General features: G+C 62.0%; 14 protein-coding genes. 5 read left to right on the forward strand and 9 right to left on the reverse strand.

Features of this window, described 5'->3' with window-relative positions; translation table 11 throughout:
- Window positions 1-25: 25 nt before the first annotated feature.
- Entirely contained in the window at window positions 26-925 is a 900-nt protein-coding gene (locus A3AY_RS0129090; RefSeq protein WP_018329193.1) for an FkbM family methyltransferase, read from the reverse strand.
- 376 nt (window positions 926-1,301) lie between these two features.
- On the opposite strand from A3AY_RS0129090, the gene A3AY_RS36465 reads away from it, so the two are divergent.
- The 3 genes from A3AY_RS36465 (at window position 1,302) to scpB (ending at window position 4,448) form a co-directional block, all read left to right on the forward strand.
- Window positions 1,302-2,663 (forward strand): O-antigen ligase family protein, encoded by a 1,362-nt coding sequence (locus A3AY_RS36465; protein WP_018329194.1) that lies wholly within the window; start codon window positions 1,302-1,304, stop codon window positions 2,661-2,663.
- Between the two features lie 175 nt (window positions 2,664-2,838).
- On the forward strand, window positions 2,839-3,750 hold the full coding sequence (locus A3AY_RS0129100; RefSeq protein WP_245275967.1) for a DUF1403 family protein: 912 nt from the start codon (window positions 2,839-2,841) through the stop codon (window positions 3,748-3,750).
- A 2-nt stretch (window positions 3,751-3,752) separates the two neighbouring features.
- Window positions 3,753-4,448 carry an SMC-Scp complex subunit ScpB gene (scpB, locus tag A3AY_RS0129105; protein WP_051108432.1) on the forward strand — a complete coding sequence of 232 codons (696 nt, stop codon included), beginning with the start codon at window positions 3,753-3,755 and terminating at the stop codon, window positions 4,446-4,448.
- A 41-nt stretch (window positions 4,449-4,489) separates the two neighbouring features.
- Here scpB and A3AY_RS0129110 read toward each other — a convergent pair whose 3' ends face one another.
- From A3AY_RS0129110 to A3AY_RS0129140, 7 genes are all read right to left on the reverse strand, one after another.
- Window positions 4,490-4,822 (reverse strand): hypothetical protein, encoded by a 333-nt coding sequence (locus A3AY_RS0129110; protein WP_018329197.1) that lies wholly within the window; start codon window positions 4,820-4,822, stop codon window positions 4,490-4,492.
- 84 nt (window positions 4,823-4,906) lie between these two features.
- Complete coding sequence (locus A3AY_RS0129115; RefSeq protein ID WP_018329198.1) at window positions 4,907-6,007, reverse strand: ABC transporter substrate-binding protein; 1,101 nt, start codon at window positions 6,005-6,007, stop codon at window positions 4,907-4,909.
- Between the two features lie 40 nt (window positions 6,008-6,047).
- Window positions 6,048-7,103 carry an ABC transporter permease gene (locus A3AY_RS0129120; RefSeq protein ID WP_018329199.1) on the reverse strand — a complete coding sequence of 352 codons (1,056 nt, stop codon included), beginning with the start codon at window positions 7,101-7,103 and terminating at the stop codon, window positions 6,048-6,050.
- 21 nt (window positions 7,104-7,124) lie between these two features.
- Window positions 7,125-8,621, reverse strand: coding sequence for a sugar ABC transporter ATP-binding protein (locus A3AY_RS0129125; protein ID WP_018329200.1), 1,497 nt, complete (start codon window positions 8,619-8,621; stop codon window positions 7,125-7,127).
- Window positions 8,622-8,711: 90 nt separating this feature from the next.
- The gene (locus tag A3AY_RS0129130; RefSeq protein WP_018329201.1) at window positions 8,712-9,602 is read right to left on the reverse strand and encodes an NAD(P)-dependent oxidoreductase; all 891 of its coding nucleotides are present in this window, start codon (window positions 9,600-9,602) and stop codon (window positions 8,712-8,714) included.
- Window positions 9,599-10,135, reverse strand: coding sequence for a gluconokinase (locus A3AY_RS0129135; RefSeq protein ID WP_026203953.1), 537 nt, complete (start codon window positions 10,133-10,135; stop codon window positions 9,599-9,601). The genes A3AY_RS0129130 and A3AY_RS0129135 overlap by 4 nt, the downstream gene beginning before the upstream one ends.
- Window positions 10,110-10,877: an SDR family oxidoreductase gene (locus A3AY_RS0129140; protein WP_018329203.1), complete on the reverse strand. Its 768-nt coding sequence runs from the start codon at window positions 10,875-10,877 to the stop codon at window positions 10,110-10,112. Before A3AY_RS0129140 ends, A3AY_RS0129135 begins: the two co-directional genes overlap by 26 nt.
- A gap of 126 nt (window positions 10,878-11,003) precedes the next feature.
- On the opposite strand from A3AY_RS0129140, the gene A3AY_RS0129145 reads away from it, so the two are divergent.
- Complete coding sequence (locus A3AY_RS0129145; protein WP_018329204.1) at window positions 11,004-11,945, forward strand: 2-hydroxyacid dehydrogenase; 942 nt, start codon at window positions 11,004-11,006, stop codon at window positions 11,943-11,945.
- A 17-nt stretch (window positions 11,946-11,962) separates the two neighbouring features.
- Entirely contained in the window at window positions 11,963-12,994 is a 1,032-nt protein-coding gene (locus tag A3AY_RS0129150) for an L-idonate 5-dehydrogenase (RefSeq protein WP_018329205.1), read from the forward strand.
- Window positions 12,995-13,015: 21 nt separating this feature from the next.
- Here A3AY_RS0129150 and A3AY_RS0129155 read toward each other — a convergent pair whose 3' ends face one another.
- Window positions 13,016-14,050, reverse strand: coding sequence for a LacI family DNA-binding transcriptional regulator (locus A3AY_RS0129155; protein ID WP_040669375.1), 1,035 nt, complete (start codon window positions 14,048-14,050; stop codon window positions 13,016-13,018).
- Window positions 14,051-14,162: the final 112 nt, after the last annotated feature.

Here is a 14,162-nt window from a genome sequence, read left to right on the forward strand (position 1 = left end):
GCCAGCGAGGTGTCGTAGCATCAAGCTAAATCTTGCGAACCGGGATCGTCAGGCCTGGTCTCCTGTCCATCGCCGATCGGTGAACGGCAATGATGTTGCGAGCCGGCCAGGGGCGATGCTCCAGCACCGAATCCGCATCGAAAGCAGTGACCTCATAGAGGACAATCTCATTCGGATGATAATAGAAGAATCGGTAACCATATGTGGCAAGCTTGGCGTACCACGGCAGCGATCCCAACCCAAGCAGGAGGATCAATATGTCGGCTCCGCCTCCGGCCAGAAAAGCCGCGGCTCCCTCAATGACCTGCGGTTCGAATCCCGCGACATTGATCTTGAGGACGGAGACATGTTCCAATCCCCGCTCCTGAAAATCGGCGCTCAATGTGCGAACCGAGACGCGCTCTGTGCCGGTTTCACGAATGCCGCTCATCCAGGTGCTTGGGGTGGTTTCGAAATAGGCTTCCGATTCGGCGTTTGAGAAGGCGATCCTGTGGACCTCCACCCTGTCGCTGACATTGTTGCGGACGATATTCCTCGACAAGGCAGCCACATTTGCGGAACTCGGCTCGAAAGCGTGGACCTTGGCCGCGGGGAGCGTGGTGGCAAATAGGGTGAACTGGCCAATTGCTGCGCCGACATCGGCGACGATCCAATCCGGACGATGAACCTTGCGAAGAAACGCGAATTCCGGATCGATGAAATCCCCAAACGCCAGAAGCGCGCGCGGGACCTGGCTCGGAAAGGCGAATTCGAGAACTGGGCCGGAGCGCAACTCTATCTCGCTTCTGCGGGGTCGGCGAAGATATAGATAGCCTATCCGCACTGCGCCTCTCGCAGCGGCTCCCATGCCAACGACGCGTCGTCCCCACAGTATCTTGTCGCTGAAATTGCGCGCCTTGGCGAGAAGTGCCGGGACCGTGTTCATCCTGCAGGGCCATCCATCGAATGCAGTTGTTGGAAGGGTCGAAGGATAGCAACTGTCCCGACGCTGCAAACCCCGGGAGAAAGGCGTAGCGGTGCCCTGCCTCCAGGCAGTAAACCATACATCGTTCGGCTTAGTCCTTGCCCCTAACGCTGCCACAATCGCTCCAATGCGCTAAGGCCTGAGCAATTCGACCATATGGACGGCGCAGACACGGGCTGCTGAAGTGACCCTTGCCATTCGGGGAGCGTGGCGCGATGCGATGTTCAAGCAGGTTGGAGTGCGAGAGGTCATGAAAGCTGCGGCTAGATCGCATGTCACGTCACCACGCTCTACTGTTCGGCCTCTGGTGTCTCGTCGTCTAAAGGCGAGATCCCGTGTGACGGCTGAGCCGGCGACAACGCGAAAAGCGCTTCCCTGGCTTGTCGTTGCGTTTCTGATTGGCGTGTTCATTCCCTGGCTATGGACGATAGGACCCCTACTGCTCCTTCCTTACCGGGTGGCACTGCTTGCCGGGTTCCTGCCTTGCATGTTCCTGTGGCTTGCCGGAAGGGCGGGTAGAATCCGGGCGCCGGATATCCTGATCATTCTCTACAGCATCTGGTGTCCGATAAGCCTCTTTGTCGTGCACGACGCACAGGTCGCTTTGCAGTCAGGCGGCATAATCGTCGTGGAGACTGCGGGTGCCTATTTTTTAGGACGATGTTTCATCCGCGGGCCCGATCAGTTTTACGCCATGACGCGGCTGTTGTTCGTGCTCGTCGCGATCATGCTGCCTTTCGCGTTGGTGGAAACGATCACAAACGCCAATGTCTCGTTGGACGTCTTCTCAAGGTTTTTCCCGACGCATCCCGAAGCGATCAAGGACCCCCGATGGGGATTGCGGCGCGTCCAAGGTGTTTTCGAGCATCCGATCCTTTTCGGCGTGTCCTGCGGCGCAATCCTCGCGCTCGTCCATCTGGTGCTTGGTGGAGAAATATCGGCGGCGAAGCGGTGGTTCGCCACCCTGACCGTATTGCTCACGGCCAGCCTGTCCCTGTCTTCGGGGCCACTGACGGCGATTGTCGCCCAGGTGTCTCTCCTGTTCTGGAACTGGCTGCTCGCCAAGGATGCCAGGCGCTGGCAATATTTGTGGGTCATCTTGCTGTCCATGTACGCGTTCATAGAGCTGGCATCCAACCAGACCGTCTTTGAGTTTCTCCTGACCTATTTTTCCTTTGAGCCGGCTTCCGCCTATTATCGAGTCCTCATATGGGAATTTGGATCCCAATCCGCGTTGAACCATCCGATCTTCGGTGTGGGGTACGGTCGATGGGACCGGCCTGAGTGGATGCCGCCAAGCATCGATATGTATTGGCTGTATCACGCGATACTTTTTGGCATTCCGGCGGGGATCTTTATGATGGGCGGCTTCCTGACCATGGTTGCGTCCGTCGCGTTCACAAAGGAAACCGACGAGCGACGCCTGCGGTATCGGACGGCTTACCTGATCGTGATGACGGGGTATTTTCTCGTCGGCTGGACGGTTCACTTCTGGAACGCAACCTATGTTCTCTTTCTCTTCCTTCTCGGCAGCGGCAGTTGGCTGCTAGGGGATGTCGTGAACGCGAACCTGGGATCTGCGCGAACACGAGAAATCAACCGGTCGTCGCGCAGCCGCGGCAGCGCCAGAGACGAAGATTGCAATGGCGCTGATCCTGGCTTGACGGACGGCGCCGAGAGAAATCCGAAAAAGCGGTGACGTCCCTTTACCGCCGCGGCTGCATGAGTCTGGCAACGCGGATATAGCGACTACCGCTGGTCGCCTCACGCTGGAGGCTGTGCGGTTTTCGAACAATTCCGTGGCCTAAAGCGATCTCTTGAACTAGCCTTCGGGAATGTCGAAGTCCGATTCGCAAATTGTACGGCTGGATCGAATGCCTGTTGTGCCCGCATGGGCAGTTGCACGCGTTCCCGTAAGCAGCGACACAGAAGCCGCCTTCCTGGCGGGAGCGGCCTTGAATACGCTCGACAATCTGGTGCGGCTCCAACCGGATTGGGCTGGGGTCTGGCGTCAGCGCCTGGCACTGAAATGTGCCGTATCCGCGGTGCGGCTTACGGGCCGATCCGAGGATGAGGCGGCCTTGCGGGACGTCTGGGTTTTGCGTGGGGCCGGCGATGATCTGGGCCCTGCCGGCTCCATCTTTGCGGCCTATAAGCGGCTAGCGGCCCGGTCGGTGCCAATCGACATGAAGGTGCTGCGCGAACTCACCGATCTCTTCACGATCCGCTGGAGTGACGAGCTTGCCGCCATCCCGGCCATGACCGATGACCTCAATCAAGCCGGGCGGATGGCTCCCTTTGCCGCCGCCGCGATCGTGGCGGAGGTTTTGTCCGTTCGTCCCGATGCCGAGGCGCTCGCCTGGTGGCTGGCCGACTGGGTGCTGGCGCAAAGACTAAACTGGGATCGCCCGATCCCGCTCTTGATGGCGCACCGCGCTTCACCCGCGTTTCGTCTCGAGGCGGGGAGGGGGCGTGTGCGCCCGGCAGAGCCGGGATTTGAGCGGGCGGTGTGTCTTGCTCTGGCGCAGGCGTCGGCCGAGGCATGCCGGCTGGCGTCCGAGCTCGCCAGGCGTGCGGATCGGCTGGTGGCCGTTGCGCCGAAGCTGCGGGCCAAGGGTGCAGGCGAGGCAATCCGTATCCTGCTCGACGAGGATGCGGTTTCCGGTGCGTTGCGGACCGCAAGGCTGTCGCGCTGGGCCAGCCGTCGACTGTTTGAGCGCCTAATCGAATTCGATGCTGTGCGCGAATTGTCCGGGCGATCGACGTTCAGGATCTACGGTTTATAATCATGGCAAGGCAAGCAGATGCAGCCAGGGCCGGAAGGGCGGAACGATCGCGCAGAGGTTCAGACAATGTGCTCCTCGACACCGAGCTTGCCGACCTGCCGCCGGAGTTGCGCTGGCGCGAATGGATGCAGCGGGTCGAGGCGGTCATCTTCGCTTCGGCGATTCCGGTGCCGCGCGAAACGCTGGCGCGGGTCGTTGGCCGCAATTGCAGTGTCGATTTGCTGATCGATGACCTGCGCGAGGAACTGCGCGACCGGCCGTATGAGCTTGTATCCGTCGCCGGCGGCTGGCAGCATCGTACCAAACCCGCTCATGCCGGCGTAATCCGCGCATCCGGCGCGCCAACGCGGGCAACCGCCGATCTGAATACCAACGAGGCCGCCGTTTTGATGGCGATCGGCTATTTCCAGCCGGTGACGCGCGCAGAACTTTCGAAGATCTTCGGGAAAGAAATCAGCCGCGACCTGATCGGCAGCCTGCGTTCGCTCGAGCTGATCGCTTCGGGTCCACGCAGCCCCCAGCCCGGGGCCCCTTACACTTACGTGACGACGCCCGCATTCCTGTCAGCCTTCGGCTTCGACACCCTGCGTGATCTGCCCGACATTGAGATGCTGGAGGACGCGGGGCTGCTCGGCCGCGATAGAATGATGTCCGCGGATCTCGCAACGCCAATGCCTGAGGAAGGCGACGAGGAATAGACCGACGACCTCTGCCGGGAGGATTTGCGATAAGCGTCCTCCTACGAGGTGGGATATTCGTTCGCCGTGAAAACATGATGATGGACGCGCCCCTTGAACATCTCAAGCAATCCGCCGGTGACAGCGCGACTTTCGAAGCGCACATCCGACTGTAGTGCCCTGTTGCACGTCTCGATGTCGGGATAGCGGATGGCGAGCGCCATGGCGAAGGTTGGTGCCCCCTCGTCGCGGTCGGCGCCGTCCAGCACGCGCACTTCCTCGGCGCCCGGAAACCGGGTCCAGAGCGGGACAAGCTTTTCTTTCACGTAAGTGCGAAATTCGGCTTCCTTGCCTGGATGGATTTCCCCCTCGAAGAGGGCATAGCGAATGATCATGGGATTGCTTCCGGTTGGCGGGATGTCTGACGGTCGAAGAAAAAAATGGGCACCATTCGCGGTGCCCAGTTGCTGGGAGGGCTGTTACATCTTGCCCCAGAGTTTCCGGTATTCGTCGCGATAGCCATTGTCCGGGTCGAAGGTGTTCTTCGGCCCGCCGTCGAACTCGACATTGTCAGCGGTGACGACATGGAGCGGTGAGAGGTAGCCTGACCATTGCTCGCCTGCAAAGGCACGGTTCAGCTCGTCGACGAGCTGCCAGCCCTGCAGGTTCAGCGGTTCGGCGACCGTCACCTTCTGGAACTGGCCGGCGCGGATGCGCTGATAGGCCGATTCCGAACCATCCCCGGCTGCCACATTGATCGGGGCGTCCGTGCCGCCCTTGCCGGCTGCGGCAAGCGACGGCCCCATGAAATCGAAATAGAGATCGTTGATGGCGAGTGAATGCGTCCACTGGTCGCCGTATTTCTGCAACAGCGAGGTCGTCAGCTGCGGCATGCGCTGCGAGGTTTCGGCAATCGGGGTATCGACATATTCGAGCACCTTCCCGCCGAGCGCCTCGATTTCGGCCTTCATCTTGTCGGCCTTGGCGATCGCGATGGCATAGGTGCTGTCGGTGAAGATGATCACGCCGGGCTTGCCATTCGCGTCGACATAGGCATAGTCGGCCGCAGCCTTGGAGACTTCCATGGCATCGGTGCTGACGTTGGCGAAGAGACCGGTCTTTTCGTCCGGACCGATGACCGGACCCGCATGCCAGGCAACCAGCGGAATGCCCGCGGCCTTGGCCTGTTCCAGCGCCGGACCCTGCTCGACCGCATCGAACCCGTTGATGATGATGCCGGCTGGCTTCAGGGCCATCGCCTGGCCGAAGGCTGCCGTGCGGCCGCCGATCGAGCCCGCGCCGTCGAGCACCTTGACCTCCCAGCCGATCGCCTTGGCAGCTTCCTCGACGCCGGTGGTGACGCCGAGAATGCCGCCGTTCTTCAGGTCGCCGGCGAGAACGACGATCGTCTTGCCCTCCTGCGCCTTCGGGCTTGTCTTCGGGCCGTCCCAGGCCGTGACGCGGGTCGCGTATTTGTCGACGATCGCCTTGGCATCAGCCACCGCGTCGGCCAGAGCGGGCCACGCGGCCATCAGCGCGAGTGCCGTAATCGAGCCGTGAAGTAGTGTTCTGCGTTTCATGGTTCTTCCTCCCTTTGAAGATGGTGTTCCGTCAGGTGTTTTATGTTCTCGTTGGCAACGGGCCCGGTGCCGCAGCTTTACCGGCTGCACCGCGTTTGCGCTGGGCATAGCCGGCGATGCCGATGGCGACGAGCAGTGTGACGCCGTTGAAGAGGGGCTCGACGAAGAACGAGCCGCCTGTCTGCTGGATCCCCGAAATGCCGACGGCCAGAATGATGACCCCGGTCATCGTGCCCCAGACATTGACGCGGCCGGGTTTGATCGTGGTGGAGCCGAGAAAGGCACCGACGAGTGCCGGCAGCAGATATTCAAGCCCGACGCTCGCCTGGCCGATGCGCAGCTTGGAGGCAAGCAGCACACCGGCGAGCGCGGCGAGCGTTCCGGACGAGACGAAGGCGCCAATGACGAACCGGCGCACCGGGATGCCGTTCAACGCCGCCGCCTTGGGGTTCGCGCCGATGGCATAGACGTAGCGGCCGATTGGCAGATATTCGAGAATGATCCAGAGAGCGCCGGCGAGCAGCAGCACATAAAAGCCGGTGATCGGCAGGCCGAGGACCATCGTGCCATTGAGCGCGTAGAAGCCTTCCGGCAGGACCCCGACCACCTGCCGGCCACCCGTGTGCCAGAGCGCCAGCGCATAAAGGATTGTGCCGGTTCCGAGCGTCGCGATGAAACTGTCGATCCGCGCGACCTCAACCAGAAGACCGTTGAGGAAACCCGTGATGGCGCCGAGCGCAAGCACGATGGCCACAGCCACCGGCCAGGGCACTCCGAACATGGTCTGCAGGCTGATCGCCAGGATATGCCAGAGCACGATACCATAGCCAACCGTAAGGTCGATGCGGCCGGATGCCATCGGGATCATCGCCGCCAGCGACAGGAGTGCAATGATCGCCTTGTCGGAGACGATGGAGCGCAGGTTGAGAAGCGTCGGGAAGGTTGCCGGCAGGAGGATCGAAAACAGGACGATCAGCAGCACTGTCAGGATAACCAGACCATAGACGGGGATATAGCGAGCAATCTTCTGGCTCGCGGTCAGTCCGGCCAGTTCGCTGCGCGTCGGCTCAAGGGCCGTGGATTCGATCGATTGCATGGTTCTTGGCTCCCGTGGCTCTCAGGCGGCTTCCGATGCCGACGCGGCGGCTATGACGGCGGATGTGGTAAGGGCGTCGCCCTGCAGTTCCGCGACGATGCGGCCGCGTGAAAACACCAGTGCGCGATGGCAGATATGGGCAATTTCCTCGAAGTCGGTCGAAACCACGACGACGGCAAGGCCGGCCTCGAGCGCCCGGGCGATCAGCTTGTAGATCTCGGCCTTCGCGCCGATATCGACACCCGCTGTCGGGTCTTCCGCGACGAGCAACTTGCGGCCCGTTCGCAGCCAGCGGCCGACGACGACCTTTTGCTGGTTGCCGCCTGACAGCGCTTCGATCGGTAGGCTCTGGTCGTTCGGGCGAAGGCCAACCGTCTCGCCGATCTTGCGTGCCTGCTCGGCTTCGTTCCCCGGGGACAGGAACGAGAACAGACCGCGGCCGGATGCGCCCGGATTGAGGAAAGTGTTTTCCCGAAGCGACAGCGACATTGCCACCGATTCCTCCGTGCGGTCGCGCGCGATGAGCCCAATGCCGGATCTCATCGCCGCAACCGGGTTTGCCAGGTCCGGTTCCTCGCCGTTCAGGTGTATGGTGCCGCCGAAGGCTTCGCAGCCGAACAAGGCCCTGCCGATCAGTTCCTGGCCCGCGCCACGCAGGCCGACGAGCCCGAGCAGCTCATTCTGGCGGATGTCGAAGGAAATCGGCCCGGTTCCCGTGCAAACGAGATTGCGGGCAGCGAGCACCGTCTTGCCCGGCTTGCTGGGCGCCTTGACGAAGAGCTGGTTGGCCGGGCGACCGACGATCATCTCGATCAACTCGTCCGGCTTTGTTTCCGCAACCGGGCGCTGGCCGACCAGGCGACCGTCGCGCAAGACGGCGACGCGATCGGCGATACGGAAGATCTCGTCCAGGCGATGCGACACATAGATCATCGCGACACCGCGTTCCTTCAACGGGCGAATGGCATCGAAGAGCCGTTCCACCTCGTCGGCCGGCAGGCTGGCGGTCGGCTCGTCGAGCACCAGCACGTCGGCCTCGACAGCCAGGGCGCGGGCAATCGCGACCAGCGATTTTTCGGTACGGGTCAGGTCCTGCACCCGCGTACTCGGATCGAAATCGCAGCCGACGAGCTTCAGCGCCTCGCGCGCCCGCTTTTCCGTCCGGCGCCAGTCGATCAGTCGCGAGCGCAGGGAAAAGCCCTGTGCGAGGCCGACATTTTCGCCGACCGTCATCCATTCGACGAGACCGAGGTCCTGATGGATGAAGGCCACAGGCTGGCGCTCGTTCGGCTTGGGCGGGCGATGGCTGTAGGGCTCGCCGCGAAACAGGATCTGGCCGCCGTCTGGCTTGTAGATACCGGCCAGCGTCTTGATAAGGGTCGACTTGCCGGCGCCATTTTCTCCGAGAAGAGCAAGAATTTCACCCGGAATCAGGCTGATGGAGACATTTTCGAGCGCGCGGGTACCACCAAATATCTTGGTGATCCCCTGAAACTCGATGAGTTTGCGGCTGTCCATCCCTGCTCCTCCCAAAGCGTCGACTGAGACATATGTTATCGATAACATGCCCGGATAGTCAAGGACCGAAGTGGCCTTACACCGATTTTATCAGGCGAAGGCGCCGTCGAGCAGGCGCATCATTTCGGCGGAATCGCGCGCTCCAAGGCCGGCAGCGCAGAGCAGGCGATGGATTTCGACGACCTGGCCGGTCATCGGCAAAGGTGTCTTTGTCTTCAAGGCAAAGGCCTGCAGGGAATCCAGGTCCTTGAGCATATTGTCGATCCGGCCGGTGGGCGTGTAGTCGCGGGCGGCGAACTTGCCCATGAATTCCTGAAGGATGCTGCTGTCGGCGCGGCCGCCGGCGAGAGCCGCCGGAATGGAAGCGGCATCGACGCCGCCTGCCTCGGCTAGTTTCGTCGCTTCCGCCACCGCCTGGAAGATCACCGCGCAGAACAGCTGGTTGATGAGTTTTGTCGTCTGGCCGGCGCCGCTGCCACCCATCAGCGTGTAATTGCGGGCGAGATGCTGCATCACCATCCGGGCGCGCTCGAAATCGGCTTCCTCGCCGCCTGCCATGATCGTCAGCCGGCCACCAAGAGCGCCGGGTGCGCCGCCGGACAGGGGGCAATCGACCCATTTCATGCCGGTCTCGCTTGCCAGTCTTCCTGCCATTTCTGCCGTGTCGGCAGGGTCGATCGAAGACATGTCGATCAAGATCTTGGTTGCGTCCGCACCCGCGCTGATCCCTTCGGGACCGAACACCACGGCCCGCACGATATTGGCATGGTTGAGGCTGAGGATGACGAAATCGCTTCGCCGGGTGGCGTCAGCCACCGAGGCCGCCGCCGATGCTCCCTTGTCCGTCAGCGCCTTCACTTTCTCTTTGTCGAGATCAAAGACGGTAACGGACTGCCCGGTCTCGATCAGCCGCGCTGCGATCGCCGATCCCATGATCCCGGCGCCGATGACGGCGACCCTGCAGGCTTGCGTATCGGTCATGGTTCAACTCCGTTCAGGGCGGCAAGGCCCGCAAGCGCCTGTGTTGCAATGATGTCCGGCAAGGGAGCGATATCGACGGTCACGACACGATCCTCGCCTTCCGGGCTTTCCAGCGTCGCCAACTGGCTGTCAAGCAGCGAGGCCTTGAAAAAATGCCCCGGACGGTCGGTCATTCGCGCCAAAAGGATGTCCCTCGAGCCCTTGAGGTAGACGAACACGAGGGCGCTGCCCGCTGCCCGCCGGAGCCGATCGCGATAAATCCGCTTCAGCGCCGAGCAGGAAATGACGATACCCGTCTCCCGCGCGCCTTCGAGCCGACTGCCGATGATCTCGAGCCAGGGCCAGCGGTCTTCGTCGTCAAGCGGAATGCCGGCCGACATCTTGGCGATGTTTTCCGCCGGATGCAGGCTGTCGCCTTCAACGTAGGGCAGGCCGAGATGAGCCGCCAGCCGCTCGCCGATCGACGACTTGCCGCAGCCGCTGACGCCCATCACGATGATCGGGCCCCTAAAGGCAGGTGGTGATGCCGCCATCGACATAGAGCGTGTGTCCGTTCACGAAAGAGGAGGCCTTGCCGGCAAGAAAAACCGCCGATCCCACCAGTTCTTCGACATTGCCCCAGCGGCCGGCCGGGGTGCGTTTTTCCAGCCAGCCGGAAAATTCCGCGCTATCGACCAGTGCCTGGTTGAGCGGCGTCTTGAAATAGCCGGGAGCGATGGCGTTGATCTGCAGCCCGTGTTTCGCCCAGTCGGCGCACATGCCGCGCGTCAGGTTGCGCACCGCGCCCTTGGTCGCGGTATAGGGCGCGATGCCCGGACGCGCCATCTCGCTCTGCACCGAGGCGATGTTGATGATCTTGCCGTGACCGCGTGCGATCATGTGTCTGGCGACGGCCTGCCCGACATAGAAGACGCTGGATATATTGGTGGAGAGCAGCAGCTCCCACTTGTCGGCCGGAAAATCTTCGAGCGGCGTGCGGAACTGCATGCCGGCGTTGTTGACGAGAATGTCGATCGGGCCGATATCTGCCTCGATGGCCCCAACGCCTGTTGCAACGGACGCCTTGTCGGTCACGTCGAAGACGGCGGCATGGGCCGTATGGCCGCCCTGGCGCAGCGTTTCAACCGCGCTTTCGACCTTTTCAGCCGAGCGGCCGTTGATGATCACCGCGGCGCCATGGGCCGCCAGGCCTTCTGCAAGGGCGTAGCCGATGCCCTGGCTGGAGCCGGTGACGAGCGCCCGAAGTCCGCTCAGATCGAACAGTGGAAATCCCATGAATGAGCTGCCTCCCGGCATTCCGTATTGTTTCAACGACGCTGACTATTTACAGCGGCCGGTTTCTATTGACACATATGTTATCGATAACATATCAAGTCAAGCAGGAAAATTCAGGAGATAGCCATGTCGAAACCAGAGGTGCTGATGATCGGACCCTATCCGTCCTGGGATATGGAAGATCTCGAATCCTGCTACACCATCCATCGGCTTTGGGAGGCCGAGGATCGAGACGGGTTCCTGGCCCGGCATGGCGATGGCATCCGTGCCGTGGCGACCCGTGGCGAACTGGGCGCTTCGGCGGCGCTTCTGAAAAAACTGCCGAAGCTTGAAATCGTCAGCTGCTATGGCGTCGGCACGGACGCGATCGATCTTCGTTTTGCCCGCGAAAACGGTATCCGCGTCACCAATACGCCCGACGTTCTGACCGAGGACGTCGCCGACCTGGGCATGGCCCTGATGCTTGCTGTTGCGCGGCAGCTCGCCGAAGGCGATGCCCATGTTCGCGACGGACGCTGGGCCAAGGGCAACATGCACCTGACGACCCGGGTCTGTGGAAAGCGCATCGGCGTTGTCGGCATGGGAAGGATCGGGGCCGCCTTTGCCCGTCGCGCCGCCGCATTCGATTGCACCGTCTCCTATTTTGCGCGATCGCCGAAGCCGGACCTTCCCTATGCGTTCGTCGGGGACCTCGTCGAGCTTGCCCGGCAGTCGGATTTCCTGGTCGTCACCCTTGCCGGCGGCGAGGGCACACGCGGTATCGTCACTGGGGAGGTCATCGAGGCACTCGGCGCTGATGGCATTTTCGTCAACATTTCGCGTGGTACCACGGTGGACGAGGCCGCCTTGCTCGACGCGCTCGAGCAGGGTCGCATTCGCGGTGCAGGCCTTGATGTGTTCCTGAATGAACCCGCCATCGATCCGCGCTTTGCAGGCCTCAGGAATGCTGTTTTGCAACCGCATCACGGCAGCGGCACGGTGGAAACGCGCCAGGCCATGGGCAAGCTGGTCCGCGACAATCTGGCGGCGCATTTTTCCGGTCAGCCGCTGCTGACGCCGGTCGTGTGAAAAGCGGAGGAATAGCCATGAGATCCATCGTCATCCACGCAGCCAAGGACTTGCGCATCGAGGATACCGATCCGGGGGCGGCTGGTCCGGGCCAGGTCGAGATTGCCATCGAGGCCGGCGGCATTTGCGGTTCCGACCTGCACTATTACAATCACGGCGGCTTCGGTGCGATCCGGCTGCGCGAGCCGATGATCCTCGGCCACGAGGTCGCAGGCACGATCAAGGCTCTCGGCAGTGGCGTGACGGGTTTCACCATCGGCGAGCGGGTGGCCGTTTCGCCGAGCCGGCCATGCAATGCGTGCGATTACTGCCTGAAGGGACAGCAGAACCATTGCCTCAACATGCGCTTTTACGGCAGCGCCATGCCGATGCCGCATATTCAAGGCGCCTTTCGCCAGCGTCTGGTTGCCGAGAGCTGGCAGTGCCACAAAGTGGCCGACGACGTCTCGATCAACGAAGCTGCCTTTGCCGAGCCGTTCGCCGTAACGCTGCACGCCGTCAACCGGGCGGGCTCGCTGCTTGGCAAGCGCGTGCTGGTCACCGGCTGCGGCCCGATCGGTGCATTGTGCATTCTTGCCGCCCGCGCCCATGGCGCCGCGCAGATCGTCGCGACCGACGTGATGGACGCCGTGCTTGCGAAAGCAGCGGATATCGGCGCTGACCGCACGATCAATGTCGCGACCGACGGCGACAAGCTGGCGGCCTATTCGGCCAACAAGGGCTATTTCGACGTGATGTTCGAGGCGTCCGGCAACGAGCGCGCCGTCCGCTCCGGCCTCGAAGTGCTGAAACCGCGCGGGATCCTGATGCAACTCGGGCTCGGCGGCGACGTTTCCATTCCGCAAAACCTTGTGGTGGCCAAGGAAATCGACATGCGCGGCACCTTCCGGTTCCACGAGGAGTTTGCGCTTGCCGTCGATCTCATCAATCGTCGCCGCGTCGATGTAAAACCGCTTCTGACCGGTATCTTCGATCTCGACGATGCGGTTGCGGCATTCGAAACGGCCGGCGACCGCAGCCGCTCGATGAAGGTGCAGATCGCGTTCTAGCGGTCTGTTACCGACGCCTGCTTACGTGCTCTCGCGCTCGACAACGCGAAAGCCGGTGACGGTGATCGGTTCCGGTGGCTCTGCCGACACCGCCTGAATCGTCTGTGTCAGCTTCAGCGCCGCTTGTCGACCGATGCCGTAGCAATCGACGTTGACGGTCGTCATGCGGGGATGACAGCAGGCGGCGATTTCATAGTCGCCGAAACCGGCAATGGCGATGTCATCCGGGACTTTCAGGCCCCGGCGCTGACACTCCATCAGTGCGCCAAAGGCCGAAAGGTCCGAAACGCAAAGGGCCACTTGCGTATCCGGCCAGCGCTCCAGCATGTTGACGACCGCCTGCGCGCCCTGTTCCATGGAGATGGGCGGCACGCCGAAGGAGATCAACCGGTCGGAGGGAAGGCCTAGCCTTTCCAGGGCGCGAACGAACCCCGCCCGGCGCTGGCTGCCGCGCGTATCGCGCGCCGTCGTGCCGCCGATATAACCGAAGCGCTGATAGCCCTTGCCTGCCAGCGTTTTGACCAGGAGCTCCATCGCTTCGCCATTGGAAAAGCCCACGACCTTGTCGATCGGCTGAGCCGGCCTGTCCCAGGTCTCGATGACAGGGATGCCCGCCTGTTCCAGCATTCGCCGGCCCCTCGGGGTATGGGAGCCGCCGGTCAGAATGATGCCCTCGGGCCGCCGCTTCAGCATGGCTTCGATCAGCTCTTCCTCCCGGTCGACCGAATAGTTGGTATAACCCAGGAGTAGTTGCAGGCCGGTTCCTTCCAGCGCATCGGTGATGCCGCGCGCCGTGTCGGAAAAGTTCGAATTGTTGATCGAGGGGATGATCGCAGCGACAAAGCCGGTGCGTCGCGACGAAAGGCTGCCGGCCGATTGGTCGAGGACATAGCCGAGCTCGTTGATGGCCTGCGCGATTCGCTCGCGCGTTGCCTTGGAAACGTGGCTGCCTTTTTTCAGTGCCCGCGATACGGTCATTGCCGAAACGCCAGCCCGTCGCGCCACATCGCTCATGGTCGGCGGTTCCGCCATCTTGCCGTCGGGAATTTTCGTCATTGCTGCTTCCGCATGGACGATTGCGTCAAAAACCTGTTTATGCAGATACATGTTATCGCTATCATCCAAAAGAAACAACGGGCCAGAGGCAATTGCCAGACGGCGAAATATT

The sequence above is a fragment of the Rhizobium giardinii bv. giardinii H152 genome, assembly GCF_000379605.1.
GTDB classification, from domain to species: Bacteria; Pseudomonadota; Alphaproteobacteria; order Rhizobiales; family Rhizobiaceae; genus Pararhizobium; species Pararhizobium giardinii.